This window comes from Streptomyces sp. NPDC003027 (assembly GCF_053591435.1).
The window spans coordinates 1-23,846 of record NZ_JBSFTU010000029.1 but is presented as its reverse complement, the minus strand read 5'-3'; the positions used below and the strand labels follow the sequence as shown (position 1 = coordinate 23,846).

Annotated in this window: 20 protein-coding genes; 8 read left to right on the top strand and 12 right to left on the bottom strand. The window is 73.3% G+C overall.

From position 1 onward, the window contains the following. Nucleotides 1–17 precede the first annotated feature (17 nt). The 10 genes from ACWDX6_RS20875 to ACWDX6_RS20830 all read right to left on the bottom strand — a co-directional run bounded on the left by ACWDX6_RS20875 (nt 18) and on the right by ACWDX6_RS20830 (nt 12,102). On the bottom strand, nt 18–1,316 hold the full coding sequence (locus ACWDX6_RS20875; protein ID WP_451486378.1) for a hypothetical protein: 1,299 nt from the start codon (nt 1,314–1,316) through the stop codon (nt 18–20). A 15-nt stretch (nt 1,317–1,331) separates the two neighbouring features. Beyond that, on the bottom strand, nt 1,332–2,384 hold the full coding sequence (locus ACWDX6_RS20870; protein ID WP_451486377.1) for a glutamate ABC transporter substrate-binding protein: 1,053 nt from the start codon (nt 2,382–2,384) through the stop codon (nt 1,332–1,334). Nucleotides 2,385–2,395: 11 nt separating this feature from the next. Beyond that, complete coding sequence (locus ACWDX6_RS20865; RefSeq protein WP_451486376.1) at nt 2,396–3,853, bottom strand: hypothetical protein; 1,458 nt, start codon at nt 3,851–3,853, stop codon at nt 2,396–2,398. 236 nt (nt 3,854–4,089) lie between these two features. Further along, the gene (locus ACWDX6_RS20860) at nt 4,090–5,061 is read right to left on the bottom strand and encodes an N-acetylglucosamine kinase (RefSeq protein ID WP_451486375.1); all 972 of its coding nucleotides are present in this window, start codon (nt 5,059–5,061) and stop codon (nt 4,090–4,092) included. After that, nucleotides 5,052–6,317: a 6-phospho-beta-glucosidase gene (locus ACWDX6_RS20855; RefSeq protein WP_451486374.1), complete on the bottom strand. Its 1,266-nt coding sequence runs from the start codon at nt 6,315–6,317 to the stop codon at nt 5,052–5,054. The genes ACWDX6_RS20860 and ACWDX6_RS20855 overlap by 10 nt, the downstream gene beginning before the upstream one ends. A 9-nt stretch (nt 6,318–6,326) precedes the next feature. Beyond that, a complete protein-coding gene (locus tag ACWDX6_RS20850; protein ID WP_451486373.1) occupies nt 6,327–7,214 on the bottom strand; it encodes a carbohydrate ABC transporter permease in 888 nt (295 codons plus the stop codon). A 3-nt stretch (nt 7,215–7,217) separates the two neighbouring features. Further along, nucleotides 7,218–8,180, bottom strand: a complete 963-nt coding sequence (locus tag ACWDX6_RS20845) for a carbohydrate ABC transporter permease (RefSeq protein WP_451486372.1) — start codon at nt 8,178–8,180, stop codon at nt 7,218–7,220. An 18-nt stretch (nt 8,181–8,198) separates the two neighbouring features. Then, complete coding sequence (locus ACWDX6_RS20840) at nt 8,199–9,542, bottom strand: ABC transporter substrate-binding protein (RefSeq protein ID WP_451486371.1); 1,344 nt, start codon at nt 9,540–9,542, stop codon at nt 8,199–8,201. A 59-nt stretch (nt 9,543–9,601) separates the two neighbouring features. Next, the gene (locus ACWDX6_RS20835) at nt 9,602–10,816 is read right to left on the bottom strand and encodes an ROK family transcriptional regulator (protein WP_451486370.1); all 1,215 of its coding nucleotides are present in this window, start codon (nt 10,814–10,816) and stop codon (nt 9,602–9,604) included. Between the two features lie 218 nt (nt 10,817–11,034). Then, nucleotides 11,035–12,102 (bottom strand): mechanosensitive ion channel family protein, encoded by a 1,068-nt coding sequence (locus tag ACWDX6_RS20830; protein WP_451486369.1) that lies wholly within the window; start codon nt 12,100–12,102, stop codon nt 11,035–11,037. A gap of 248 nt (nt 12,103–12,350) precedes the next feature. Between ACWDX6_RS20830 and ACWDX6_RS20825 the strand changes: the two genes are divergently transcribed. Then, nucleotides 12,351–12,914, top strand: a complete 564-nt coding sequence (locus ACWDX6_RS20825) for an HNH endonuclease (protein WP_451486368.1) — start codon at nt 12,351–12,353, stop codon at nt 12,912–12,914. Nucleotides 12,915–12,955: 41 nt separating this feature from the next. Here ACWDX6_RS20825 and ACWDX6_RS20820 read toward each other — a convergent pair whose 3' ends face one another. Continuing rightward, nucleotides 12,956–15,973 carry a beta-N-acetylglucosaminidase domain-containing protein gene (locus tag ACWDX6_RS20820; RefSeq protein ID WP_451486367.1) on the bottom strand — a complete coding sequence of 1,006 codons (3,018 nt, stop codon included), beginning with the start codon at nt 15,971–15,973 and terminating at the stop codon, nt 12,956–12,958. Nucleotides 15,974–16,163: 190 nt separating this feature from the next. Here ACWDX6_RS20820 and ACWDX6_RS20815 point away from each other — a divergent pair, with 190 nt between their 5' ends. Genes ACWDX6_RS20815 through ACWDX6_RS20805 form a run of 3 tightly spaced genes read left to right on the top strand, consistent with a single transcriptional unit; the run spans nt 16,164 to nt 18,754 of the window. After that, a complete protein-coding gene (locus tag ACWDX6_RS20815) occupies nt 16,164–16,370 on the top strand; it encodes a hypothetical protein (RefSeq protein WP_451486366.1) in 207 nt (68 codons plus the stop codon). A gap of 42 nt (nt 16,371–16,412) precedes the next feature. After that, nucleotides 16,413–18,506: a 4-alpha-glucanotransferase gene (malQ, locus tag ACWDX6_RS20810; RefSeq protein ID WP_451486425.1), complete on the top strand. Its 2,094-nt coding sequence runs from the start codon at nt 16,413–16,415 to the stop codon at nt 18,504–18,506. A 20-nt stretch (nt 18,507–18,526) separates the two neighbouring features. Continuing rightward, on the top strand, nt 18,527–18,754 hold the full coding sequence (locus ACWDX6_RS20805; RefSeq protein WP_315893271.1) for a hypothetical protein: 228 nt from the start codon (nt 18,527–18,529) through the stop codon (nt 18,752–18,754). A 122-nt stretch (nt 18,755–18,876) separates the two neighbouring features. Here the strand turns inward: ACWDX6_RS20805 and ACWDX6_RS20800 are convergent, their stop codons facing one another. Beyond that, nucleotides 18,877–19,395 carry a MarR family winged helix-turn-helix transcriptional regulator gene (locus tag ACWDX6_RS20800; protein WP_451486365.1) on the bottom strand — a complete coding sequence of 173 codons (519 nt, stop codon included), beginning with the start codon at nt 19,393–19,395 and terminating at the stop codon, nt 18,877–18,879. 148 nt (nt 19,396–19,543) lie between these two features. On the opposite strand from ACWDX6_RS20800, the gene ACWDX6_RS20795 reads away from it, so the two are divergent. The 4 genes from ACWDX6_RS20795 to alc all read left to right on the top strand — a co-directional run bounded on the left by ACWDX6_RS20795 (nt 19,544) and on the right by alc (nt 23,597). Then, nucleotides 19,544–20,494 (top strand): EamA family transporter, encoded by a 951-nt coding sequence (locus tag ACWDX6_RS20795; protein WP_451486364.1) that lies wholly within the window; start codon nt 19,544–19,546, stop codon nt 20,492–20,494. 25 nt (nt 20,495–20,519) lie between these two features. Then, on the top strand, nt 20,520–21,473 hold the full coding sequence (locus ACWDX6_RS20790; protein WP_451486363.1) for a DMT family transporter: 954 nt from the start codon (nt 20,520–20,522) through the stop codon (nt 21,471–21,473). 10 nt (nt 21,474–21,483) lie between these two features. Beyond that, nucleotides 21,484–22,398, top strand: coding sequence for a LysR family transcriptional regulator (locus ACWDX6_RS20785; protein WP_451486362.1), 915 nt, complete (start codon nt 21,484–21,486; stop codon nt 22,396–22,398). A 65-nt stretch (nt 22,399–22,463) separates the two neighbouring features. After that, a complete protein-coding gene (gene alc / locus ACWDX6_RS20780) occupies nt 22,464–23,597 on the top strand; it encodes an allantoicase (RefSeq protein ID WP_451486361.1) in 1,134 nt (377 codons plus the stop codon). Nucleotides 23,598–23,846 lie beyond the last annotated feature (249 nt).

Here is a 23,846-nt window from a genome sequence, read left to right as displayed (position 1 = left end):
GGGACGCTGACAGGTGTTCACCGCTGACTCCCCCTGGCGTCTCTGGGCCCGGACAGGACCTCCGCCGCGGCCTGCTGGTAGCGCAGCACCGCCTGCTCGGCGACCCGCAGGTCGCACGGCGCGCTCCACAGCATCCGGCGCGCCAGGTCGTACCGCTCGATCAGCAGCGGGTCCTCCGCCGCGCCCAGCCGGGCCACCTTCGCCCGGTACGCGTCCAGCCGGCCGCGCAGCTCGGCGCGGACGGCGAGCGGGGCGGTGACGGCGGTCAGGGACTCGCGGGCCCGCATCAGTTCGTCCTCGGCCTCCCGCTCCAGGGACTCCAGGAGCGGGGAGAGCCGGTGCCACTGGGCGTGCCTGCGGTACTCGGCGGCGGTCGCGAGCCGCTCCTGGAGGGCCGTCGGCGGGCCGCTGACGGCGGGCACCTCGGAGGCGGCGATCTTGGCGAGGACCTCGCCGCGCGCGGCCCGTGCCTCGGCGAGGGTGCGGTCGGCGCGCGAGAGCACGTCGCGCAGCCGCAGCAGCCGCTCCTCGGAGTCCTGCCGGACCGCGAGCACCGCCTCGATCTCCCGCCGCACGTCCTCCAGGGCGAGCGCCGCCCGGTCGTACCGTGTGGTGTCGGGCCGGCCTCCGCCGGGCGCCGAACTGCCCGCCGCCGGCCGCCAGAACGCCAGCGGGTCGGTGACGACCTGCGCGCGCAGCGCGGTCAGCTCCGCCGTGATCTCCTCCAGCTCGTCACCGGCCGGGTGCTCCCCGGGCCGGACGCCGACCGAGTGCGCGAGCGAGCGCGTACGCCGCAGTTCGGCGGCGAGCAGGTCTATCCGCGCGGGCAGCGCCGACCAGACGGCGTCGGCGGTCACCACCACGTCGAGCGAGGCCGCGTACAACTCGTTCATCCGGCTCACCAGACGCTCCAGGGTGAAGCTCTCGGAGAGCCGTGGCGGGCCGTCGAGCGACGCCGGGAGCCCCTGCTGCCCGTCGGACACGTGCACGCTCTCGCCCCGCAGCCGCTCGGTCAGTTCGACCAGTTCGGCCGGGCCGGGCCAGCGGCGGCGGGAGCGCAGCTCACGGACGTCGTCCAGGGCGGCGGTGTACGCGTCGAAGTAGGTCCAGAGCCGGGTGATCGTCCTCTCGGTGGTCTGCCAGCGCTCCCTGGTCGTGCCGGTCAGCTCGGCGCCTTCGAGCAGCCTGCGGCCCGCGTGGTCCTGGAGCGCGAGGAGCGAGTCCTCGATCGCCTTGTGCTCCGCGCCGAGCCGCGCCAGCGCACGGTCCACCTCGTCCCGGTCCATTACCGGCCCGGGGGGTCCCGCGACGCCCATCGATCACCTCTCGCTCTACTTGTACTTCGGTGCGGGGGGCCCGGATATCCCGGGCAGGTCCGCCTTCAGCCACTTGGCGTACGCCGCCGTCCAGGCACCCTGCCGGTACCGGACGAGGACCTGGTTGACCCGGCGGACCAGGTCGTCGTTGCCGAGCTTGGCGGCGACGCCGTAGTACTCGGTGGTGAACGGGCTGCCCTTGAGCTCGACGGCCGGGTCCTGGGCGGCCTGCCCGGCCGCCAGGGCGTTGTCGGTGACGACGGCGTCGACCTCGCCCATCTGGAGCCGGGCGAGGCAGTCCAGCTGGTTGGGGACGGTGAGCAGGTCCTTGTCGTGCTCGGTGCCGTCGCCCTCGTCCCTGTACAGGGCGCCGAAGGAGTCGTGCTCCAGGGCCTCGTAGGCGGTCGAGCCCTCGGCCGTGCAGACCCGCTTGCCGCGCAGCGAGGAGTCGTACCCGGTGATGGGGGACTCCTTGGGCGCGAGGACCTGCTGCCCGGCCTGGAAGTAGGCGGTGGAGAAGGCGACCTGCCGGATCCGCTTGCAGTTGATCGTCATCGTGCGGACGACGAGATCGACCTTGCCGCTCTCCAGGGCGGCGATCCGCTGGTTGGTCGGAATGGCCCGGAAGACGATCTTCTGGTCGCTGCCCAGGATGTCCGTGGCGATGGCCCGGGCCAGGTCGATGTCGAAGCCCTCCAGCGCGCGTGTGCCGGGGTTGCGGTACCCCCAGCGGTAGCTGGACTGGTCGACGCCCACGACGAGCCTGCCGCGCTCCTTGATGGCGGCGATCGAGGGGCCGTCGGCGCCGGACGGGGTGAGCGAGGCCTCCGGGTTCTCGCAGGTGTCCGCCCTGACCGGCATGCCGGTCGCGAAGCCGGCACCGGGGCCGGAGACGCGGGGCGGACCCGCCCGGCCTGCTCCGCCGTGCGCCAGCGGCAACAGCGTGAGCGAGGCGGTGAGTCCGCAGGCGACGGCCATGGCGGCGACCCCGCCCCAGCCGCGCAGCCGCGCCAGGGGACGCCGCGGAGCCTGGTGGCGCGTTCCCGTGCCGTCGACGCCGTTGTGCATCCCGCCCCCTCTCACCGGTACTCCGACAGCCTGCGGTTGATCCCCAGGATTGCACCGGCCGCGCCGAGGACCCCGAGCGCGGCCGCGCCGAGCGGGAGTCCGGTCAGCGCGCCCCGCCCGCCGCCGGCGGCGCGGGTGAACTCCCTCTGCTCGTGCTCCAGAGCCTCCTCCAGGGCCGCGTCGACCTGGTCGAAGGACTGCCCGGTGGACTCCTGCGACCCGATGACCCGCGCCAGCGCGCCCTCGAAGTCTCCCGCGTCGTCCTTCTCGCGGACGACCGTGTGGCGCTGCCGCCACTCGGCCGCGCGGTCCGCGGCCTCGCTCACCGGATCGCGCCCGGCGTCGTCGTCGGCCAGCTCCCGGCCCCGGGCGAGCGCGTCCGTCAGCGCCCGCATCCCCGTGGCGTAGTCCGTCTCGTACTTGTCGTTCTTGCCGTCGTCGGTGAGGACCGCGCCTCGCGAGACCATCGCCAGGTTCTCGTTGGCACGGGCCTTCAGGGAGCTGATCCGCGCGGTGTTGAGGACCTGGAGCGAATCCTGCCCGTGCTCGCGCGCCTCGCTCAGTCCGGCCCGGGCGACCGTGTGTCCGCCCGCCAGCCAGAGCAGCATGATCACGGAGGCGGCCGTCGCGGCGAGCAGTCCGTGGTTGAACACCCGGTTCGTCCGGGCGTAGTCGCGGCGCTGGGCCCACAGGAGGGCGGCGAGGGCGAGGATCCCGAGGGCGAGGGAGAGCAGCGGCCAGTCCCGCGCTTCCTCCTCGTCCCGGTGCAGCCGGGCGGTCTCGGACTCGTACAGCCGCTCGGCCGCCGGGAGCAGTTGGGTGGTCATCTGCTGGTTGGCGTACCGCAGATAGGCGCCGCCCAGCGGCAGGCCCTGCCGGTTGGCGGCCCGGGCGCGCTCGATCAGGCCGGTGTAGCGGGGCAGGAACTCGTTGAGCGTGGCGATCTCGCGGGCCGACTCCGTCGAACCCCCGGTGCTCGCCGCCGCCTTGACCAGCAGCCGGGAGGCCGTCGTGATGTCGTCGGCGTACCGCTTCAGCACGTCCGGGGGCTCCTCCGCGCCCGCCAGGAAGGCGCTCGCGGCGGCGGTGTCGGCGTCGGCGAGCGAGCGGTAGATGTCGGCGGCGTCGGCGCTCAGGGGCTGGCTGCGGCTCACCACGTCGTCGGCGGAGGCGGCCCGGTCGGCGACCTCGAAGGCGGTGACCGTCCCGAACGCGATGACCAGCAGGGCCAGTACGGCGCCGAGGACCCGCAACCGGCCGGGTTCGGTGGTCGCGGCCTTGCGCAGCCACTCCCTGCCCTCGTCCCAGGCCCCCCGCCCGGGGGGCGGGGCCGCGCCGGGCGCGGGCGGCGGCTGAGGGGGCAGCGGTCGAGGGGGCAGCGGCGACGGCTGCGCGGGCACGCCGCCGTCCGGGCGCGCGGGCGCGGTGCCCGGCGCCGATGCGGCGGGCGCGTTCGGCGGGTATGTCACGTGACCTCCCCCATGGTCGACGACGGCTGCCCGGCCAGCAGTATGACCTCAGGAGCCCCACCCGCACACCGGAAATGACGCGATCTTGTTCCTATCGTGCCCCATGTCCCGGCCGTCCCCACGGGCGTACCCCCTCCGTGGAACACGTCACCCGGCCGGGACCGGTTCCACCACGAAAGGGTGAACGGGGCGCTCCCCGGTGGGGGAACGCCCCGTTCACCCGGCGGGAAGGGGTCTCAGGAGTAGTGCTCCCGCAGCCGGGTCGCGGCGTCCGGGCCGTCCCCGCAGGCGTCGAGGGCGAGGAGTGCCGCGCCCAGGACCGGCGGCGCGGTCACCACCCCGAGCACCGCTTTCGGCGCCTTCACGGCCAGCAGTTCCGCGATCCGGTCGTCCAGCTCCGGGTGGCGGGCGGCGAGCACGCTGCCGCCGAGCACCACCGGGGCCTGCTCGTCGAGGAGTCCGAGCCGCCCGAGCGCGACCGACGACAGGGCGACCACCTCCTCGGCGAGCCGGTGCACCAGCGAGCGGGCGACGGCGTCGCCCCGGGCGCTCGTCCGGAACAGCACGGGCGTCAGCTCGTGCCGCCGCTCGAAGGGGATGCGGCCCAGATGCAGCGCCTCGATCAGCGCGTACATCGTCTCCAGGCCGAAGTGCGCGGGCAGGGCGCGGGCCAGCTCGGTCGGCTCGCCGCGCCCGTCCTCGGCGCGGGCCGCGAACCACAGGGCCTCCTCGGCCAGCCCGCTGCCGCCGCCCCAGTCGCCGGAGATCCGCCCGATGGCGGGGAAGCGGGCGGTCCGGCCGTCCGGCAGCATGCCGACGCAGTTGATCCCGGCGCCGCACACCACCGCGACACCCCGGGGCTCGTCGAGGCCGGCGCGCAGGACGGCGAAGGTGTCGTTGTGCACCCGGACCGAGCCGCTCCAGCCCCGCGCCTCCAGTGCCGAGGCCAACTCCCGCTCCTCCAGCGGCAGATCGGCGTTGGCGAGGCAGGCGGAGACATGCGCGAACGACAACGGGACCCCCGCTTCGAAGGCCGCGCGTCCCACCGTCTCCGCGATCCCGTCGAGCGCCGCCTCGACGCCCACGACCGGCGGCTGGAACCCTGTACCGCGCGCCGAACCGAGGACGTCACCGCCCCGGCTGACGACCGCCACGTCCGTCTTGCTGTTCCCGGCGTCGATCGCCAGCAGGACTCCGTTCAGGCCCACGCGAGGTGCTCCCGGTTGTGCGCGATGAGCCGGTCCGTGAGCCCCTCGGCCCGCGCGTACTGCCCGACCAGCGGGTGCGCGAGCAGCGCCTTGAACACCCGGTCGCGGCCGCCTCGCAGGGCCGCTTCCAGGGCCAGGTCCTCGTACGCCGTCACGTTCGCGATCAGCCCGGCGTACAGCGGGTCGACCTCGGCTACCGGCAGCGGCGAGGCGCCCTGCGCTCCCACCGCCGCCTGCACCTCGATCACGGCGTCGTCGGGCAGGAAGGGCAGGGTGCCGTTGTTGTACGTGTTCACCACCTGGTACGGCGATCCCCCACCGCCCAGCAGCGAGGCGGCCAGGTCCACGGCGGCCTCCGAGTAGAAGGCGCCGCCGCGCCTGCCGAGCAGGGCCGGCTTCTCGTCGAGCGCCGGGTCGCCGTACATCTCCAGGAGTTCCTTCTCCATCGCGGCCACCTCGGCGGCCCGGGAGGGCTTGTCGCCGAGCTCGCGTACGACCTCGTCGTGCGCGTAGAAGTAGCGCAGGTAGTACGAGGGGACGACGCCGAGCCGGTCGACGATCGGGCGCGGCACGCGCAGGTCGTCGGCGATGGCGTCACCGTGCTCGGCGAGCAGCCGGGGCAGCACGTTCTCGCCCTCGGGTCCGCCGAGGCGGACCGCGGTCTCCCAGGTCAGGTGGTTCAGGCCGACGTGGTCGAGATGGACCTCGGCCGGTGCGACGCCGAGCAGCTTCGCGAACTTCCGCTGGAACCCGATGGCGACGTTGCACAGGCCGACGGCCCTGTGGCCGGCCTGGAGCAGCGCGCGCGTGACGATGCCGACGGGGTTGGTGAAGTCGATGATCCAGGCGTCCGGGCTGGCCCGCCGGACGCGCTCGGCGATGTCGAGGACCACCGGAACGGTCCGCAGCGCCTTGGCGAAACCGCCGGCCCCCGTCGTCTCCTGGCCGACGCAGCCGCACTCCAGCGGCCAGGTCTCGTCCTGCAGGCGCGCGGCCTGCCCGCCGACCCGCAGCTGGAGCAGGACGGCGTCGGCGCCCTCGACGCCCGCGTCGACGTCCGGCGTGGTGACGATCCTCCCGGCGTGGCCCTGCCTGGCGAAGATCCGCCGGGCGAGCCCGCCGACCAGCTCCAGACGGTCGGCGGCCGGGTCGACGAGGACGAGTTCGGTGACGGGCAGGGTGTCGCGCAACCGCGCGAATCCGTCGATCAGTTCGGGGGTGTAGGTGGAGCCGCCCCCCACGACAGCGAGCTTCATATCGGTCAGCTAGCCCTTCACTCCGGTCAGTGTGACTCCCTCGACGAACGCCTTCTGGGCGAAGAAGAACACGAGGATCACAGGGGCCATGACCAGGACGGTCGCGGCCATGGTCAGATTCCAGTCGGTGTGGTGCGCCCCCTTGAACGACTCCAGGCCGTAGCTCAGCGTCCACGCGGCCGGATTCTCGGAGGCGTAGATCTGCGGCCCGAAGTAGTCGTTCCAGCAGAAGAAGAACTGGAACAGCGCCACGGCGGCGATGCCGGGCCTGGCCATCGGGAGCACGATCTTGAGGAGGGTGCGCAGTTCGCCGCAGCCGTCGATCCTGGCGGCCTCGATGTACTCGTCGGGGATGGTCAGCAGGAACTGGCGCAAGAGGAAGACGGCGAAGGCGTCCCCGAACGCCATCGGGACGATCAGCGGCCACAGGGTGCCGGAGAGGTCCATCTGCTTGGCCCAGAAGAGGTACATCGGGATGATGACGACCTGCGGCGGCAGCATCATCATCGAGATGACCAGCAGCAGCGACAGATGCCGGCCCCGGAAGCGGAACTTGGCGAGCGCGTACGCCACCGGGACCGAGGAGACGACCACGAGCGCGGTGCCGGCGCCCGCGTACAGCAGGGAGTTCCGCCACCAGGTGAGGAAGCCGGGGGTGTCGAGGACCCGGAGGTAGTTGTCCCAGTGCCAGGTGTCCGGGGTCAGGTCCCGGGTCAGCGCCTGCTGGTCGCTCATCAGGGACGTCAGGAGGACGAAGACGAACGGCAGCACGAAGAAGAGGGCGGCGGCGATCCCGAGGGAGTGCACGGCGATCCAGTGCAGCAGCGACCTGCGGCGCGCGCGCTTCTCGGCCGGGCTCGCCACGGGCCGGGCGGGGAGGGTGGATGCGGTCGTCATGGATCAGTCACCCGAGCCGATCAGGCCGCCGCGCCGGCGCATCAGCAGCGCGGTGAAGGCCATGGAGAGGGCGAACAGGACGAGGGCCACGACGCAGGCCGCGCCGTAGTCGAAGCGGCCGAAGCCGAGGTTGTGGACGAGCTGCGGGAGGGTGAGCGTGGAGTCGTCCGGGTAGCCCGGCTCGAAGGTCCGGCCGGAGCCGCCCATGTTGCCGGAGGCGACCTTCGCCGCGACGATCGGCTGGGTGTAGTACTGCATCGCGCCGATGACCCCGGTGACGACCGCGAAGAGCACGATCGGCGAGATGTTCGGCAGGGTGACGTAGCGGAACCGCTGCCAGGCCGAGGCCCCGTCCAGCTCGGCGGCCTCGTACTGCTCCTTCGGTACGTCGAGCAGTGCCGCCATGAAGATGACCATGAGGTCGCCGACGCCCCACACGGCGAGGACGGTCAGGGCCGGCTTGGCCCAGTCGGCGTCGTTGAACCAGGAGGGGGCGGGGATGCCGACCGCCTCCAGGAGCGAGTTGACCGGTCCGGTGCCGGGGTTGAGCAGGAAGACGAAGGCCAGCGTGGCGGCCACCGGCGGGGCCAGGTACGGCAGGTAGAAGAGGGTGCGGAAGACCCCGACCCCCGTCTTGATCTTGGTGATCAGCATGCCGACGCCGAGGCCGAACACCACCCGGCAGGCGACCATGACGACGGCCAGCCAGAGGGTGTTCCCCATCGCCGGCCAGAACTTCGGCAGGTCCGAGAAGACGTACGTCCAGTTGTCCGTGCCCCGCCACGTCGGCGGGTTCAGGCCGTCGTACTTCATGAACGAGAAGTAGACGGTCGACAGGAGCGGATAGGCGAAGAAGACGCCGAATCCGATCAGCCAGGGCGACATGAACGCCGCGGTGCGCAGCGCGTGGCGCAGGCGCTTCGACCGCAGCGCCGCCCGGCGCCGGTCGAGGGTGTCGGAGGACATGAGGTACCGGTCCCGGTTCTACTTCGCCTGGGCGATGTCGCGGTCGATCTGGGCAGCGGTCTCCTCAAGGCCCTTCTTCAAGTCCGTGACCTGGCCCTTCTCGTACTTCTGGGCGAAGTCCTGGAGGGTGTCCTGGTACGTGGAGCCGTTCACCGCGCCGTCCGACGTGGTCGACGCGGGGTGCTGGGCGATGTCCAGGAAGGTCTTGAAGCGCGGGTCGAACGCCAGCTTCGGGGACTTCAGCGCCTCCAGGGTGGAGGGCACGTTGCCGATGTCGTTGGCGAAGTCCACCACGGCCTCGGTGTCGGTGGTCATGTACTTCACCAGCTGCCAGGCGGCGTTCTGCTTCGTGCTCCGCGGGGCGATGCCCATGATCGTGCCGGAGAGGTAGCCCTTGCCGTACTCGGCCACCTCGTCGTCGGCGACCGGCAGCGGCGCGACGCCGACCTCGAAGCCGGGCTTGGCGTCCTCGATGAAGTTCAGCCGCCACTCGCCGTCGAGCTGCATGGCGACCTGTCCGGTGTGGAAGGGGTGCTTGGCGCCCCACTCGTCACCGAAGGTCGTGCGGTACCTGTCCAGCTTCCGGAAGCCGCCGAGCGCGTCGACCAGCGACTTCTGGTACGTCATCATCTCGGCGAACGCCGGGTCCTTGGCGATGTTCGACTTGCCGTCCGCGTCGAAGTAGCTGTGGTCCCACTGCGACATGTAGTGGCTCACGGCGGTCTCGTAGCCGAGGTAGTTCGGCATGAAGCCGAGCTGCTCGTACGAGTCGCCCTTGGGCTTCGTCAGCTTCTTGGCGACCTGGGTGAACTGCGACCAGGTCTTCGGCGGGGCGTCGGGGTCGAGCCCGGCCGCCCTGAACGCGTCCTTGTTGTAGTAGAGCCCGTACGCGTCGGAGAGCAGCGGCAGGGCACAGCGCACGCCCTCGAACTGGGTGTACTGCTGGAGGACCTTCGGGAAGATCTTGTCGAGGTCGAGCCCGTCCTTCTCGATGAACGGCTTGAGATCGGCGAGCGCGCCCGAGGCGCAGAACTTGCCGACGTTGGCCGTGGTGAAGGAGGAGACGACGTCCGGCCCGTTCGAGCCGCCCGCGCGCAGCGCCTGGTTGAGCTTGTCGTCGTTGATGTTGCCGACGACCTTCACCGTGATGTTCGGGTGGGCCTTCTCGAACCGGTCGACGTTGTCCTGGATCGCCTTGACCTCGGCCGGCGCCGACCAGCCGTGCCAGAAGGTGATCGTCGTCTTCGCGTTCGGGTCGTCGCTCGCGCCGTTGCCCGCGGAGCCCGTACAGGCGGAGGCGAGGACGGCCATGGAGGCGGTGGCGGCGAGCGCGATCGCGGCTCTGCGGGGGCGTACGGGCATGGCGAAGTCTCCCTGGGGCGGAGGGCGGTGGCGGAGAGTGCCGGCGGGACGGGGCGGGGCTAGCGCGAGGTGTCGAAGACCTCGTCGCGGGTGGCGGCGAGGGCGCGTTCGAGCGCGCCGCGCAGCACGGGGTGGCGGTGTACGGCTCCGAGGACGAGCCGGGGCCGGGACGCGGCGAGCTCGGCCAGTTCGGACTGGACGCGCTCGCGCAGGGGCTCCCCGCCGGCGACGGTCACGGCGCCGGAGAGGACGATGAGTTCGGGGTCGAGTACGGCGACGAGTGAGGCGAGACCGGTGGCCAGCCGCTCGGCGTACCGGTCGAGGAGCGCGGCGTGGCGCGGGTCGGCGGCATGGTGGACGGCGGCGTGGGAGAGCAGCGCCGACGCGGTGGGGACGTACGGCTGCTCGACGGTGTCGATGCCGAGGTCCCGGGCGATCCGGGGGACCGCCTGGACGCCCGCGAGCTCCTGGAAGCCGCCGGAGTTGGCCTTGGTCACCTTCCGTACGAGCGGGGTGCCCGGCACGGGCAGGAAGCCGACCTCGCCGGCGCCGCCGGTGAAGCCGCGGTGGAGACGGCCGCCGAGGACGAGGGCGGCGCCGAGACCCTCCTCGTTCCACAGCAGCACGAAGTCGTCGTGGCCCCGAGCGGCGCCGAGGCGCTGTTCGGCGACGGCGGCGAGGTTGACGTCGTTCTCGTACTCGAACGGCATCGGGAGGACGGCGGCCAGCTCCTCCAGGAGGGTGGGGGAGTGCCAGCCGGGCAGATGGGAGGCGTACCGCAGCCGTCCGGTGGCCGGGTCGAAGGCGCCGGGGGTGCCGATGACGAGCCGGTGCACCTCGGACCGGGTGATCCCGGCGTCCTTGGCGGCGCCGTCGAGGGCGGTGGTGACCTGCCGTACGACGCCTTCCGCGGCCCGGCCCGGGGTCGCCAGCTCGAACTCGCCGACGACCTCGCCGGTGATGTCGGCGACGGCGGCGCGGATGCGGTGCGGGGTCACGTCGAGTCCGGCGGCGAAGGCGGCCCGAGCGTTGACCGCGTACAGCTGGGCGCTGGGTCCCGGCCGGCCCGCCGTGGTGCCGGTGGCGACGACGAGCCCGGCGGCCTCGAGGCGGGCGAGCAGCTGCGAGGCGGTCGGCTTGGAGAGCCCGGTGAGCTTGCCGATCCGGGTCCGGGACAGGGTGCCGTGCTCCAGCAGGAGATCGAGGGCGGCCCGGTCGTTCATGGCGCGCAGCACGCGGGGGGTACCGGGGGTTCCCGGGGTCGTACCGGCCATGACGGATGCACCTGCCCTTCGGCTCTGGTCGGGGGCCCATTCTGATGCCCCGCGGCCCGGTCTCCCAACTGAGCCGAGCGGCTCTGTTAGGAAAGTTTCCTATTCGGTGGGAGGACCGTAGGACGGGCGTCGGCGGGGCGTCAATACCCCGGAACGCACGACGCCCCCGAAGGCAACCAAAGCGTTACCTGCGGGGGCGTCGCGGAGCGGGGCGAGCGTTACTTCGAGAGGTTCGGCGAGGACGGCGGGATCGGCGTGGCCGCCGCCGACTGCGGGGAGGTCGCGGAGGCGAACGCCGAGGGCGCCGCCATGCCGGCGGTCGGGTCCGCCGCGGACTCCTCGCTCTGCGCCGGGACGCCGCCGACGATACGGATGCCGGCCTCGTCCAGGGCCCGCTTGATCCGCCAGCGCAGCTCGCGCTCGACCCCCAGGGCCTTGCCCGGCATCGTCTTCGCCGCGACCCGGATCGTCATCGAATCCAGCAGCACCTCGTTGAGGCCGAGGATCTCGACCGGCCCCCACAGCCGCTCGTTCCACGGCTCTTCCTTGGCCATGGCCTCGGTGGCCTCGCTGATCACCGCGCGGACGCGGTCCAGGTCCTCGGTCGGGCGGACGGCGACATCGACCGCCGCCGTCGCCCAGCCCTGGCTGAGGTTGCCGATCCGTTTGATCTCGCCGTTGCGCACGTACCAGATCTCGCCGTTGTCGCCGCGCAGCTTCGTCACCCGCAGACCGACCTCGATGACCTCGCCGGAGGCCACGCCCGCGTCGACCGAGTCACCGACGCCGTACTGGTCCTCCAGGATCATGAAGACACCGGAGAGGAAGTCCGTCACGAGGTTCCTGGCACCGAAACCGATCGCCACACCCGCGACACCGGCCGACGCGAGCAGCGGGGCCAGATCGATCTGGAAGGCGCCCAGGATCATCAGACCGGCCGTGCCCAGGATCACGAACGACGCGACCGAACGCAGCACCGAGCCGATCGCCTCGGAGCGCTGCCGGCGCCGCTCGGCGTTGACGAGCAGCCCGCCGAGCGCGGTGCCCTCCACCGCCTGGGCCGAGCGGTTCATCCGCTCTATCAGCTTGGTCAGGGCACGGCGGATCGCCATCCGCAGCAGCAGGGCGACGACGAGGATGAGGAGAATGCGCAGACCGGTGTTGAGCCAGGTGGACCAGTTCTCCTCCACCCAGCCTGCGGCGTTCGTCGCCTTCTGCGCGGCCTCGTCCAGGGTCACCGGAACAGGCTGCGGATCGGCGGCGGCCACCAGGGCGGACCAGGACACGACAGAGACCTCCAGGCATCACGTACGCAGACCATCCACACTAACGGGGCATCCGAGTGCTCCCCTTGCCCTGTTCGAGGGAGAGACCGACCTCACGTGGGAAACACTCCGGAGACGATGCCGTTGTGGTCGAGAACACCCCGAGCCCGTTACGGCCGCATGGTGGCGTTCCGACCAGGCATGAGGAGAGACTGAGAGCAGTTCGTCCCGGCGCGAGCCACGCGCCGCCGGCGTATTAGGAGGCATCCGTGCCGCATGTCCTGGTCCTCAACGCGTCGTACGAGCCCCTCGGCGTCGTACCGCTCCGCCGCGCGCTCGTCCTCGTCCTCGAGAACAAGGCACTGTGCCTCGAGGAGTCCGGCGCCTTCCTGCACAGCGAGACCCGCGTCATCCCGGCACCCAGCGTGGTCCGGCTGAAGCGGTTCGTGCGGGTCCCCTACCGGGGGCCCGTTCCTCTGACCCGTAGAGCGCTCTTCGCCCGCGACGGCGGACGCTGCATGTACTGCGGTGGCGTCGCAACCAGCGTCGACCACGTCGTTCCGCGCAGCCGCGGGGGCACGCACGCCTGGGACAACGTCGTGGCGGCCTGCCGCCGCTGCAACCACGTGAAGGCCGACCGGCATCTGCGGGAGCTGGGCTGGCGCCTGCGCCACCAGCCCGCGCCGCCGACCGGCCTGGCGTGGCGGATCATCGGGACCGGGCACCGGGACCCGCGCTGGCTGCCCTACCTCCAGCCGTACGGCGCCGACGACGTGATGGCCCGGATCGACGCCGTCTCCCAGGCCCCCACGGGGGCCGTGCGGACGGGCTGACCGGGGGCGACTCCGCGGGCGGGCCGCCGGTGCGAGGGGTCCTACTCCCCGGGTCGCGGCGGCTCCTCGGGCTGCCGCGGCTGCTCCGGTCGTCCCGCCCCGCCGGGGTCCGCCGGCTTCCCGGACCGCTTCGGCGGGGCGACCGCGTAGGTCTCCACCGTCCAGAGGGAGTAGCCGTACTCCGTCGCCCGCGCGTCGCCCTGCACGCGCAGGAAGCGGGTGTCCGCCGCGTCCATACGGACCGACTCGCGGCCCCCGCGTCCGTCGGCCACCGTGGCGGCGGTCCGCCAGGTCCGGCCGTCGGCGGAGACCTGGACGCGGTAGCGGGAGGCGTACGCGTCCTGCCAGTGCAGGACCACCTGTCCTATCCGGGCGGGCCGCGGGAGCTCCAGCTGCCACCAGGCTCCGTCCTCCGCCTCGGAGGACCAGCGGGTGGCCGGGTCGCCGTCCACGGCCGAGGCGGCCGGGAAGTCGGGGGTCTCGTCGCCCGAGGACGACGCCTTCGCCGTCCGCGCCAGATCGGGTCCCGCCGTGCGCGGGAAGGCGCGGACCGTGAGCACCCGCTCCTCGCCGGCGAAGCTCACCGGCACCCGGTAGGAGCCCGCCGGCACGTCCGCCGCCACCGACACCCGCACGGGCACCGTCGCGCGCGTGCCGCGCGGCAACCGGATCTCCTTCGGCAGCCGCACCTCGATGCCCTTCGGCGCCTTCGCGGTCAGCGCCCCGCGCACCTCCCCGGCCCGCCGGGGAGCCAGCCGGATGTCGACCCGCTGCGCGGGACCGCCGATCTCGGCGTCCGTCTCGGCGCGGGCGAGCTCCAGTTCGGCGCGCGGTTCGTCGGCGAACCACGGCACCAGGGACCGGACACGCGGAGCCGTACCGCTCCACGCGATCCGCACGGCGTCCGCCCGCAGCCCCTTGAGCTCCGTCTGGGTGTAGCCGGACCCGGACAGCGGGCCGAGCGTCCGCCAGCCCTCGCCGGGGACGTGCGCCTCCACGCGCGCGTGCCCTCCCGCGGCCGCGCCCGGCTCGGTCATCGCGGTCACGGTCTCCAGGGGCCGGGCACGGTCGAGCCGGACGGTGTACGAGTCCGGCGCCCGGTCCGCCGGCCGCCCGGCCCGCCCCGCCCGGTCCGCGCCCGTCCAGGCCGCCGACTCGGCCACCGCGCGGGTGAGGAACGGATCGAGGACGCCCTTGCCGACCGTCACCTCGCTCGACCCCACGGCCTCGCGCAGCGGCTCCAGGCGCAGCTGGGACCGCCAGGCCGTCGCCCCGTCGCCACGGGCCTGGGCCAGCAGCATGTCGACCGCCGTCTCGCCGGCCAGGCCGTACCGCGACAGCTGCTCCAGCCACGGCCGGGCCTCGTCGTCCAGCGCGCCGTCGGCCGTCGCGGCCAACCGTCCGGGGGCCTCCCGCATCACCGTGAACGCCGCCCGCAGTTCGCGCGCCGCCTTCTCCCGTGCCGCCGGGTCGGAGGCCGTCCGGCTGTTCCAGAAGGCGGCCATCAGCGGTTTGAGATACGCCGACTCGCCGTCCGGGTCGAGCAGCGAGGAGGCGTCGTTCCCGGCCAGCGCCCACAGCGCGGCGCGCGCCGCGGGGTCCGGCCCGGCCAGCTCCGCGACGGCGGCCCGCCAGGACTCCTGCGGCCGGTAGCCCTTCGGGTTCCAGGCGTAGTCGGCGGCGGTGAACAGCGGGATGCGGGAGACCGCGGCCTGCTCCATGGCGTTGGTGAGGAGCGCGGCGGATCCGGCCGCCACGGCCGGCTCGCGGCCCGTGTAGGGGCCGAGGAAGAGCCGGTCCTGGGCGTAGTCGTTCACCGGGTAGTTGTCCATGGTCACCAGCGGATGACGGAACACCCCGCGCGCACCGGCCAGTTCGCGCCCGGTGATCGTGCGCGGCACGACCCCCACGCCCGTCCAGGCCACGCGTACCCGGTCGTCCAGCGCGGCCGCGAGGGCCGTGCGGTACTCCGTGGCGCCGTCCTGGTAGTACTCGGTCGGCATCAGGGTCAGCGGCTCGGCGTCCGGATACCGCGCGGCCAGATGCCGGTCCACGGCGCCCGCCACGCGCGCGTGGGCGGTGGCCGCCGCCCGGGGCCCGCGTCCGAAGGTGTCCGCGTCCTTCCCGCAGTGCCACTCGCTGTAGCTGACGTCCTGGAACTGGAGCTGGAAGGAGCGCACGCCGAGCGCCCACATCGAGTCGATCTTGCGAAGCAGCGCCGTGACGTCGTCGTCCGACGCCAGGCACATGGACTGGGCGGGCGCCACGGCCCAGGCGAGGGTCACATGGTTGGCGCGGGCCCGCTCGGCGAGCGCGCGGAACCCGGCGCGCTGGTCGGCCGGGTAGGGGTCGCGCCACTGCGTCTGGCGGTAGGGGTCGTCCCCCGGGGCGTAGAGGTAGCGGTTCTGCTTGGTGCGGCCCATGAAGTCGAGGTGGGCCAGGCGCTGGTCCAGGCTCCAGGGGCGGCCGTAGAAGCCCTCGGTGAGCCCGCGTACGGCGGTGCCGGGCCAGTCGCGCACGACCACGCCCGGGACCTCGCGCCCCTCGCCGACGAGCTGACGCAGCGTCTGGACGGCGTGGAAGAGGCCGTCCTCGCCGACACCGTCGAGCGCGACCGTGTCCCGGCCCTGGACCCGCCCGGTCGCGAGCCGGTAGCCGCCGCGCGGCAGATCGGCCCGCTCGGGCACGCGCAGCGCCCGCAGGGCCGCGCCGGAGGAGGCCGAGCCCGCGCGAATCACGGTCCCGCCGCCGGGCAGGGACGTGTGGACGGTCCGTACGCCCGCCGCCCGCAGCACCTCGCGCAGCGCCGCGACCGCGTACGGATCGGCGTCCGCGTCCGTGATCAGCGTCACCTGCTCGCCCAGCGGCACCGAGGGACCCGCGCCCTCCAGGGACTGCGGACGCGGCCACACCGAGGGCAGGGCCCGCCGCTGGTCGGGGGCGGTGAGGGGGGAGACCGGCGCGGCCTGGGCCAGACCCGGCAGGCCGCCGCCGAGGAGACCACCGATCACCGCGGCGGCCACGGCCGACGCGGTCCGCTTCCTGCGCCCGAGGTGCACGTGGGACTCCTTTGGTCACGAGTGGGTTACGAGCCCACCACCCGTCCGGCTGAGGTGTCAATGCGCATGGTCGATGTGTCTGCTTTGCCCGGCGGGGTGGCACCCCTTCGCCAAGTCGGGCCGGTAAAACGGGTGGGGCTGGGTAGGGCTCAGTCGTTGTCCCCCCTGTCGAGACGCAACGGGAGCCCCCATGTCCGTGTCCACCCCCCACGCCTACGTGACGATCGCCCGCTCCAAACAGATACCCCTCCTGATCCCGGGTCCGCTGACCAGCGAACCCCCGCTCGCCGACGCCGCACCCCTCACCAGCGAGCCGCCCCTGACCGACGCGGCCCCCCTGACCAGCGAACCCACCGCCCCGGGCACCGCGGGCGGCACGGAGTCCCCAGGAGTGTGACTCCCCCTGGGCCTCGTGGCCCCCGAGCCCCCGGAGCGTGAAGTGACCCTGGCCCGCCTCGCCGCCCTCCACGGCGTCGCCACCGAGTACGAGCCCTCCGAGGGCGTCACCGTCCGGGTGCCCGACGCCACGGTCGTGGCCGTGCTCGGCGCCCTGGACGTCGACGCCTCCACGCCGGAGGCGGTCGACGCCGCGCTCGAGACGGCCCGGCGGGCCGAGCGGGAGCGCCTGCTGCCCGCCACCCTGGTGCGCTGGCGGGAGGACCCCGCGGGCCCGGTGCGCCCGCCCGAGGAGCTGCCGCCCGGAACCCGGCTGAGGGTCACGACCGAGTCGGGCGACGTGGTGGAGGGCGAGGACTGGGACCGGCTGCCGCCCGGCGTCCACACGGTCGACGCCGTCGCCCCCGAGGGGCGCGGCGGACGGAGCACGCTGATCGTCGCCCCCGCGCGCGTGCCCCGCCCGGAGCGGCGGTCCTTCGGCCTGCTCGTCCAGCTGTACTCCGTGCTGTCCAACCGCTCCTGGGGCATGGGCGACCTCGGCGACCTGCGGGAGCTCGCCACCTGGGCGGGCCGGACGCACGGCGCCGGGTTCGTCCAGGTCAACCCGCTGCACGCGGCCGTGCCCGGGGCGCCCACCGACCCCTCTCCGTATCGCCCGTCCTCGCGCCGCTTCCCCGACCCCGTCCATCTGCGGATCGAGGACATCCCCGAGTACGCGCACGTGGCCCCCGAATACCGGGCCGAACTCGACTCCGTCCTGACCGACGCCGCCGAGCTGCGCGAACGGGTCCTGCGCAAGGGGGCCCTGATCGACCGGGACGCGGTGTGGGAGGTCAAGCGGCGCGCCCTGGAGCTCATCAGGACCGTGGAGCTCGGCCCCGGCAGACGCGCCGACTACCGCGACTTCCTGGCCGAGCGCGGCCGGGCCCTGGAGGATCACGCGACCTACTGCGCGCTCGCCGAGCGCCACGGTCACCACTGGCGCACCTGGCCGCAGGAGCTGCGGGAGCCGCGCTCCGCCGAGGCGGCGGTCCGCGCGGGCACGGGGCCGGGCACCGGGCTGCTCGACCGGATCGACTTCCACTGCTGGCTCGCCTGGCTGACGGACCGCCAGCTGGCCGCCGCGAGCGCGGCGGCCGGCGAGGCCGGCATGGACATCGGTGTCGTCCACGACCTCGCGGTGGGCGTCCATCCCGACGGTTCCGACGCCTGGGCCCAGCAGGACGCCTTCGCCGCGGGCATGTCGGTCGGCGCCCCGCCCGACGCGTTCAACGCCCTCGGTCAGGACTGGGGGCTGCCGCCCTGGCGCCCCGACGCCCTGGCCGCCTCCGGCTACGCCCCCTACCGCAGGCTCCTGAAGGAGCTCCTGCGCCACGCGGGCGCCCTGCGCATCGACCATGTGATGGGCCTGTTCCGGCTCTGGTGGGTCCCCGAGGGACGCGAGCCCACCGAGGGCACCTACGTCCGCTACGACGCCGAGGCCATGCTCGCCGTCCTCTGCCTGGAGGCCCACCGGGCCGGCGCCGTCGTGATCGGCGAGGATCTCGGCACCGTCGAGCCGGGCGTACGCGAGCGGCTGTCCCGGCGCGGGGTCCTCGGCACGTCCGTGCTCTGGTTCGAGCGGGACTGGGCCGGCACGGGCCGCCCGCTGCCGCCCGAGGCGTGGCGCGCCGACTGCGTGGCCACCGCCACCACGCACGACCTGCCCTCGACCGCCGCCCGCCTCAGCGGCGACCATGTGGCGCTGCGCCACCGTCTCGGTCTGCTCACCGGGGACCTGGAGCGCGAACGGAGCCGGGACGCGGCCGAGACCCGCGAGTGGCTCCGCGTGCTGGAGCGGCTCGGGCTGCTCCCGGAGGGCCCGGGGGACGAGGAGGCGGAGATCAGGGCGGTGCACCGGTTCCTGCTGCGCACCCCGGCCCGGATGGTGGGGGTGTGGCTGCCGGACGCGGTGGGGGACCGGCGCCCGCAGAACCTGCCGGGGACCTGGGACCAGTACCCCAACTGGCGGCTGCCGGTCGCCGGTCCGGACGGACAGCCGCTCAGCCTGGAGCAGCTCGCCGCCTCACCGCGGCTGCACCGGCTGCTCAGCGTGTTCGGCGCCCGTACGGCACCCCCGGGCGCGCGGCCCGTTTAGGCGTTCGCTACGTTTGCACCGTGGACAAGAAGAACGCCCTGCGCGCCGGTGCTGTCGCGGCCGGTACGACGCTGATGATGCTGCTCATGTCGTCCCCCGCGCTCGCGCTCACCCGCGACGACGGTGACGACCCGGCCCCCAAGCTGAGTGTCGTCGAGACGCTCGGCCTGTACGTGGCGGCACCGATCGTGCTGTTCCTGGTGATCGCCGGTCTGGTCATGGTGCTCGACAAGTCCAAGAAGGCCTGACCGCCTCCTCGACGTTCCCGCGAGGGCGCCGCACGGTACGCGAACCGTGCGGCGCCCTCGCGTGCGTTCAGGCCGTACGGCGCCCTCGCGTGCGTTCCGGGCCTGCGGCGCTCGTTGTGCGTTCAGGCCGTGGTCGCGAGCAGCTTGCGCAGCAGCCCGGCCAGCTGCTCCGCCTCCTCCTCGGTGAGTGCGGACTCGAGGGCCGCCCGCTGCTGGGCGAGACCGGCCCCGACGGCCTCGTCCACCAGCTCCCGGGCGTGCTCGCTCAGGGTGACCCGCAGCCCGCGCCGGTCGTTCGGGTCGGGGCTGCGGCTGAGCAGTCCGGCCTTCTCCAGCTTGTCCAGCCGGCCGGTCATCCCGCCGGTGGTGATCATCAGCGTGGCGGCCAGCTCGCGCGGTGAGAGCGTGTACGGCTCCCCGGACCTGCGCAGGGTGCCGAGCACGTCGAACTCGCCGAGCCCCATGCCGTACGGCGCGTACGCCTTCTCGACCCGTCCGCGCATGGCGGCGGCCAGCCGGTAGATCCGCCCGAAGACGGCCATCGGGAGGGTCTCCAGATCGGGCCGGACGGCCGCCCACTGGTCGATGATCGCGTCGACGGGGTCGTGGGCGGGGCCGGGACCCGGGGTGTGCTTCTCCATGGCGTCAGTCTCCTCCCTCTTTCCGCTCGATGACAAGAAAGCCACTTGCAAGTAAGTAGCTTAGTGCTAAGTTAATTACCGCCAAGCCAAGTGGTCCGGGTCCCTCGGGGGCCGGAGCCCCGGCACTCCGGATCAGGGGGGAACCGTCATGTCCCGCAAGGCCGCCGTCGTCGCGCTCACCGCCCTCGCCCCCATCTCCTGGGGCTCCACCTACTACGTCACCACCGAGTTCCTGCCACCCGACCGGCCGCTCTTCACCGGGCTGATGCGCGCCCTGCCCGCCGGACTCCTGCTCCTGGCGGTCACCCGCAAGCTCCCGACGGGCGCGTGGTGGTGGAAGGCGGTGATCCTCGGCGGCCTCAACATCGGCGCCTTCTTCCCGCTGCTCTTCCTCGCCGCGTACCGGCTCCCCGGCGGCGTCGCCGCGGTCGTCGCCTCCGTCGGCCCGCTCTTCGTCGTCGGCCTCGCCGCCCTGCTCCTCGGCGACAAGCCCACCGTGCGCTCCCTGCTCACGGCCGTGGCCGCCGCCTTCGGTGTGAGTCTCGTCGTGCTCAAGGCCGGGGCCGCCCTCGACCTCGTCGGCGTGGCCGCCGGGCTCCTCTCCGCCCTCTCGATGTCCGCGGGTGTGGTCCTCACCAAGCGCTGGGGCCGCCCCGAGGGCATCGGCGCCCTCGCGCTCACCGGCTGGCAGCTCACGGCGGGCGGCCTGATGATCCTGCCGGTCGCGTTCCTGGTCGAGGGCGCCCCGCCGGCCCTCACCGGGGCCAACCTCGGCGGCTACGCCTACCTCGCGTTCGGCAACACCGCCATCTCCTACTTCCTCTGGTTCCGGGGCATCGAGCGGCTGGACGCCTCCTCCGCCACCCTCCTCGGCCCGCTCTCGCCGATCACCGCGGCCGTCATCGGCTGGGCGGCGCTCGGCCAGGCCCTGGGTCCGGTGCAGCTGCTCGGCATGGTGATCGCCTTCGGTGCCACCGTGACCGGCCAGCTGGGTCCCCGTACCCCGAAGCCCGCGAACGAGGGGGAATCATTCAGCTCAGCTGAAAGGAATGCTGAGAAACTTTCGATGGACCTGGAGAGTTCCGGGGTGCGACGGTAGGGCCACCGCAACAGAAGGGACCACCGTGGCACTCCTGGACCGCGTCCGGACCGCACCGAGAACGACCGACGAGCCGGCCACCGCGAAGAACCTCGCGCGGGGGGCCGGCCTCGGCCTTCTCCTCGCGCTCGTCGCCACGGTCGTCTGGTCCGGCAGCTTCGTCGCCACCCGGGACATGGCCGACTCCGTCCCGCCCGTGCAGGCCGTCTTCTGGCGCTGGATCATCGCCCTCCTCGCCGTCGCCCCGCTCGCGGCCCGGCGGACCTGGAACCAACGAGCCCTCCTCCGCCGGCACTTCGGCTTCGTCGCCCTCGCCTCGCTGTTCGGCATCGCCCTCTACAACACCCTCGTGCACCAGGCCGGACTGACCACCTCCGCCTCCAACATGGGCATGATCATGGCCGCGTCCCCCGTGATCATGGCGCTCTTCTCCCGGCTCGGCGGCGAACGCCTCGGCGCACGCCGCACCGCCGGGATGCTGCTCGCCGCCCTCGGGGTGCTGCTGCTCGTCGGCCGGGGTTCGCTCACGGTCGACCTGGCCGCCGGCGACCTGTGGATGTTCGCGGCCGCCCTCTCCTTCGCCTCCTACAGCGCCCTGCTCAAGCGCAAGCCCACCGAGATCGACCCCCTCGCCTTCCTCCTCACCACCTTCGTGCTCGGCGCGCTGATGCTGCTCCCCGCGTACGCGATCAGCCTCGCCCTCCAAGGCGGCTTCGAGCCGTCCACCGGCACGGTCGGCCCCCTCCTCTACGTCGGCGTCCTCTCCTCAGCCGTCGCCTTCTTCGCCTGGAACAAGGCCATCGCCCTGATCGGCGCCGCCCGCGCCGGAGCCGTCTACTACCTCCAGCCCGTCTGTGTCGCCCTGCTCTCGTACCTGCTCCTCGGCGAGGAGCTGGGCCTGCTCGGCGGGGCCTGCATGGCCCTCATCCTCGGGGGAGTCGCCCTGGCCTCGGCCCACGGCGGACGGACCGCCCGATAGGTTGCGCCCCATGACCGAGTGGGACATCAAGAAGCTCCAGATCCTCCGTACCCTCCGTGATCGCGGCACCGTCACCGCGACCGCGGAGGCGCTGCTCATGACCCCCTCGGCCGTCTCCCAGCAGCTGACCAACCTGGCCAGGCAGCTCGGCGTCCAGCTCCTGGAGGCACAGGGCCGCCGGGTCCGGCTGACCGACGCCGCCCATCTGGTGCTCCGGCACGCGGAGGCCGTCTTCGCCCAACTCGAGCGGGCCGACGCCGAACTCGACGGCTATCTGCGCGGCGAGGCCGGCGAGGTGCGGGTCGCGGCGTTCTCCACGGCCGTGCCCGCGCTCGTCGTCCCCGCCGTCCAGCACCTGCGGACCGCCCACCCCGGGCTCGGCGTCCGCGTCCGCGAGGCCGAGGCGGCGGAGGCGTACGAACTGCTCACCGCCGGCGAGGTCGACCTGGCGCTCTCGCTCGCCGCCCACGCCCCCTCCGTCCGCGACCCCAAGTTCAGCCGCGTCCCCCTGCTCGCCGACCCGCTCGACATCGCCCTGCCCACCGGGCACCCGCTCGCCGGCGCACCCGGGCTGCGGCTCGCGGACCTCTCCGCCGAGCCCTGGATCTTCGGCGGCTCGGGACCCTGGTCCGAGATCACCACCGCCGCCTGCGAGGCCGCCGGTTTCGTGCCCGAGCAGGCGCACAGCGCGGCGGGCTGGACCGCGATCCTCGCCATGGTCGAGGCCGGCATGGGAATCGCCCTCGTGCCCCGCATGGCCTCCGCGGAACGGCGCGCGGGCGTCGTCATGCGCGTCCTCTCCGCCGACCAGCCGCGCCGCCATGTCGTCGCGGCGGTACGGCGCGGAGCGGAGGAAGGCCCCGCCGTCGCCCGGGTCCTCACGGCGCTCCGGCAGGCCGCGGCAGCCCGCGAAACCGTTCAGTAGAACTGAAAGCGCCCATCGAAAACATTCGATGGACCTGAGGGCTCCCGACACGGGAAGGTCAGGGCATGACCTTCCGGACGAGCGACGACCAGGATCCGCACGCCAACGACGCCGCCCCCTACGGCGGCGGTGACCCCTACGCCGACTACCGCACCGGTGACTTCCCCTTCACCGAGCTGGTCGACCTGGCCGACCGCCGTCTCGGCGCCGGTGTCGTCGCCGCCAACGACGAGTTCTTCGCCGAGCGCGAGAACCTCCTCGTCCGCGAGCGCGCCGTCTTCGACCCGGAGCGCTTCGGCCACAAGGGAAAGACCATGGACGGCTGGGAGACCCGGCGCCGCCGCGGCGCCGACGCCGAGAACGTCTTCCCCGCCCCCGAGGACCACGACTGGGCGATCGTCCGCCTCGGCGCTCCCGGCGTCATCCGGGGCATCGTCGTCGACACGGCCCACTTCCGCGGCAACTACCCCCAGCGGGTGTCGATCCAGGCCACCGCTGTCGAAGGTTCCCCGAGCCCCGAGCAGCTCCTCGCCGACGACGTGAAGTGGGAGGAGATCGTCCCGCCCACCCCCGTCCGTGGCCACGCCGCCAACGGCTTCGAGATCGGCTGCGAACGGCGCTGGACCCACATCCGCCTCTGCCAGCACCCCGACGGCGGCATCGCCAGGCTCCGGGTCCACGGCGAGGTCGTGCCCGACCCCGACTGGCTGGAGCTGCTCGGCACCCTCGACCTGATCTCCGTACTCAACGGCGGGGTGTACGAGGACGCGTCGGACAAGTTCTACTCCTCGCCGACCCAGATCATCCTGCCCGGTACCTCCCGCAAGATGGACGACGGCTGGGAGAACCGCCGCCGCCGGGTCCGCGGAACCAACGACTGGGTCCGCTTCCGGCTCGCCGCCCAGGGCGCCGTGCGCGCCGTCGAGATCGACACCGCCTATCTCAAGGGCAACTCGGCGGGCTGGATCGCCCTCCAGGGCCGCGACGGCGAGGCCGGCGAATGGTTCGAGATCATCCCCCGGACCAGGCTCCAGCCCGACACCCCGCACCGCTTCAAGCTCCCCGCGCGGGCCGTCGTCACCCATGTCCGTCTCGACGCCTTCCCCGACGGCGGCGTGGCCCGCATGCGGCTCCACGGCACCCTCACGGAGCAGGGCGCGGCCGAACTGCGCCGCCGCTACCAGCAGCTGAGCGGCTGACACCGGCTTCCGCCCGGCGGCGCGGCCGCGCACCGACGCCCGCCCGCCGGGCGGACCTCAAGCACACCGAAAGCACGCCGACAGGAGCCTGGGCTGACCGCCCGTACACATGAGGAAGGGGCCCCGGACGGTCGTCCGGCGGGGACGGGCTCAGGGTCGACGCCGGGCGGGGGCGGGGCGCCGGAAGGACCGGGCGTGTCGGGGGGCGGGGCGCCGGAAGGGCCGGGCGTGTCGGGGGCCGGGGGTCAG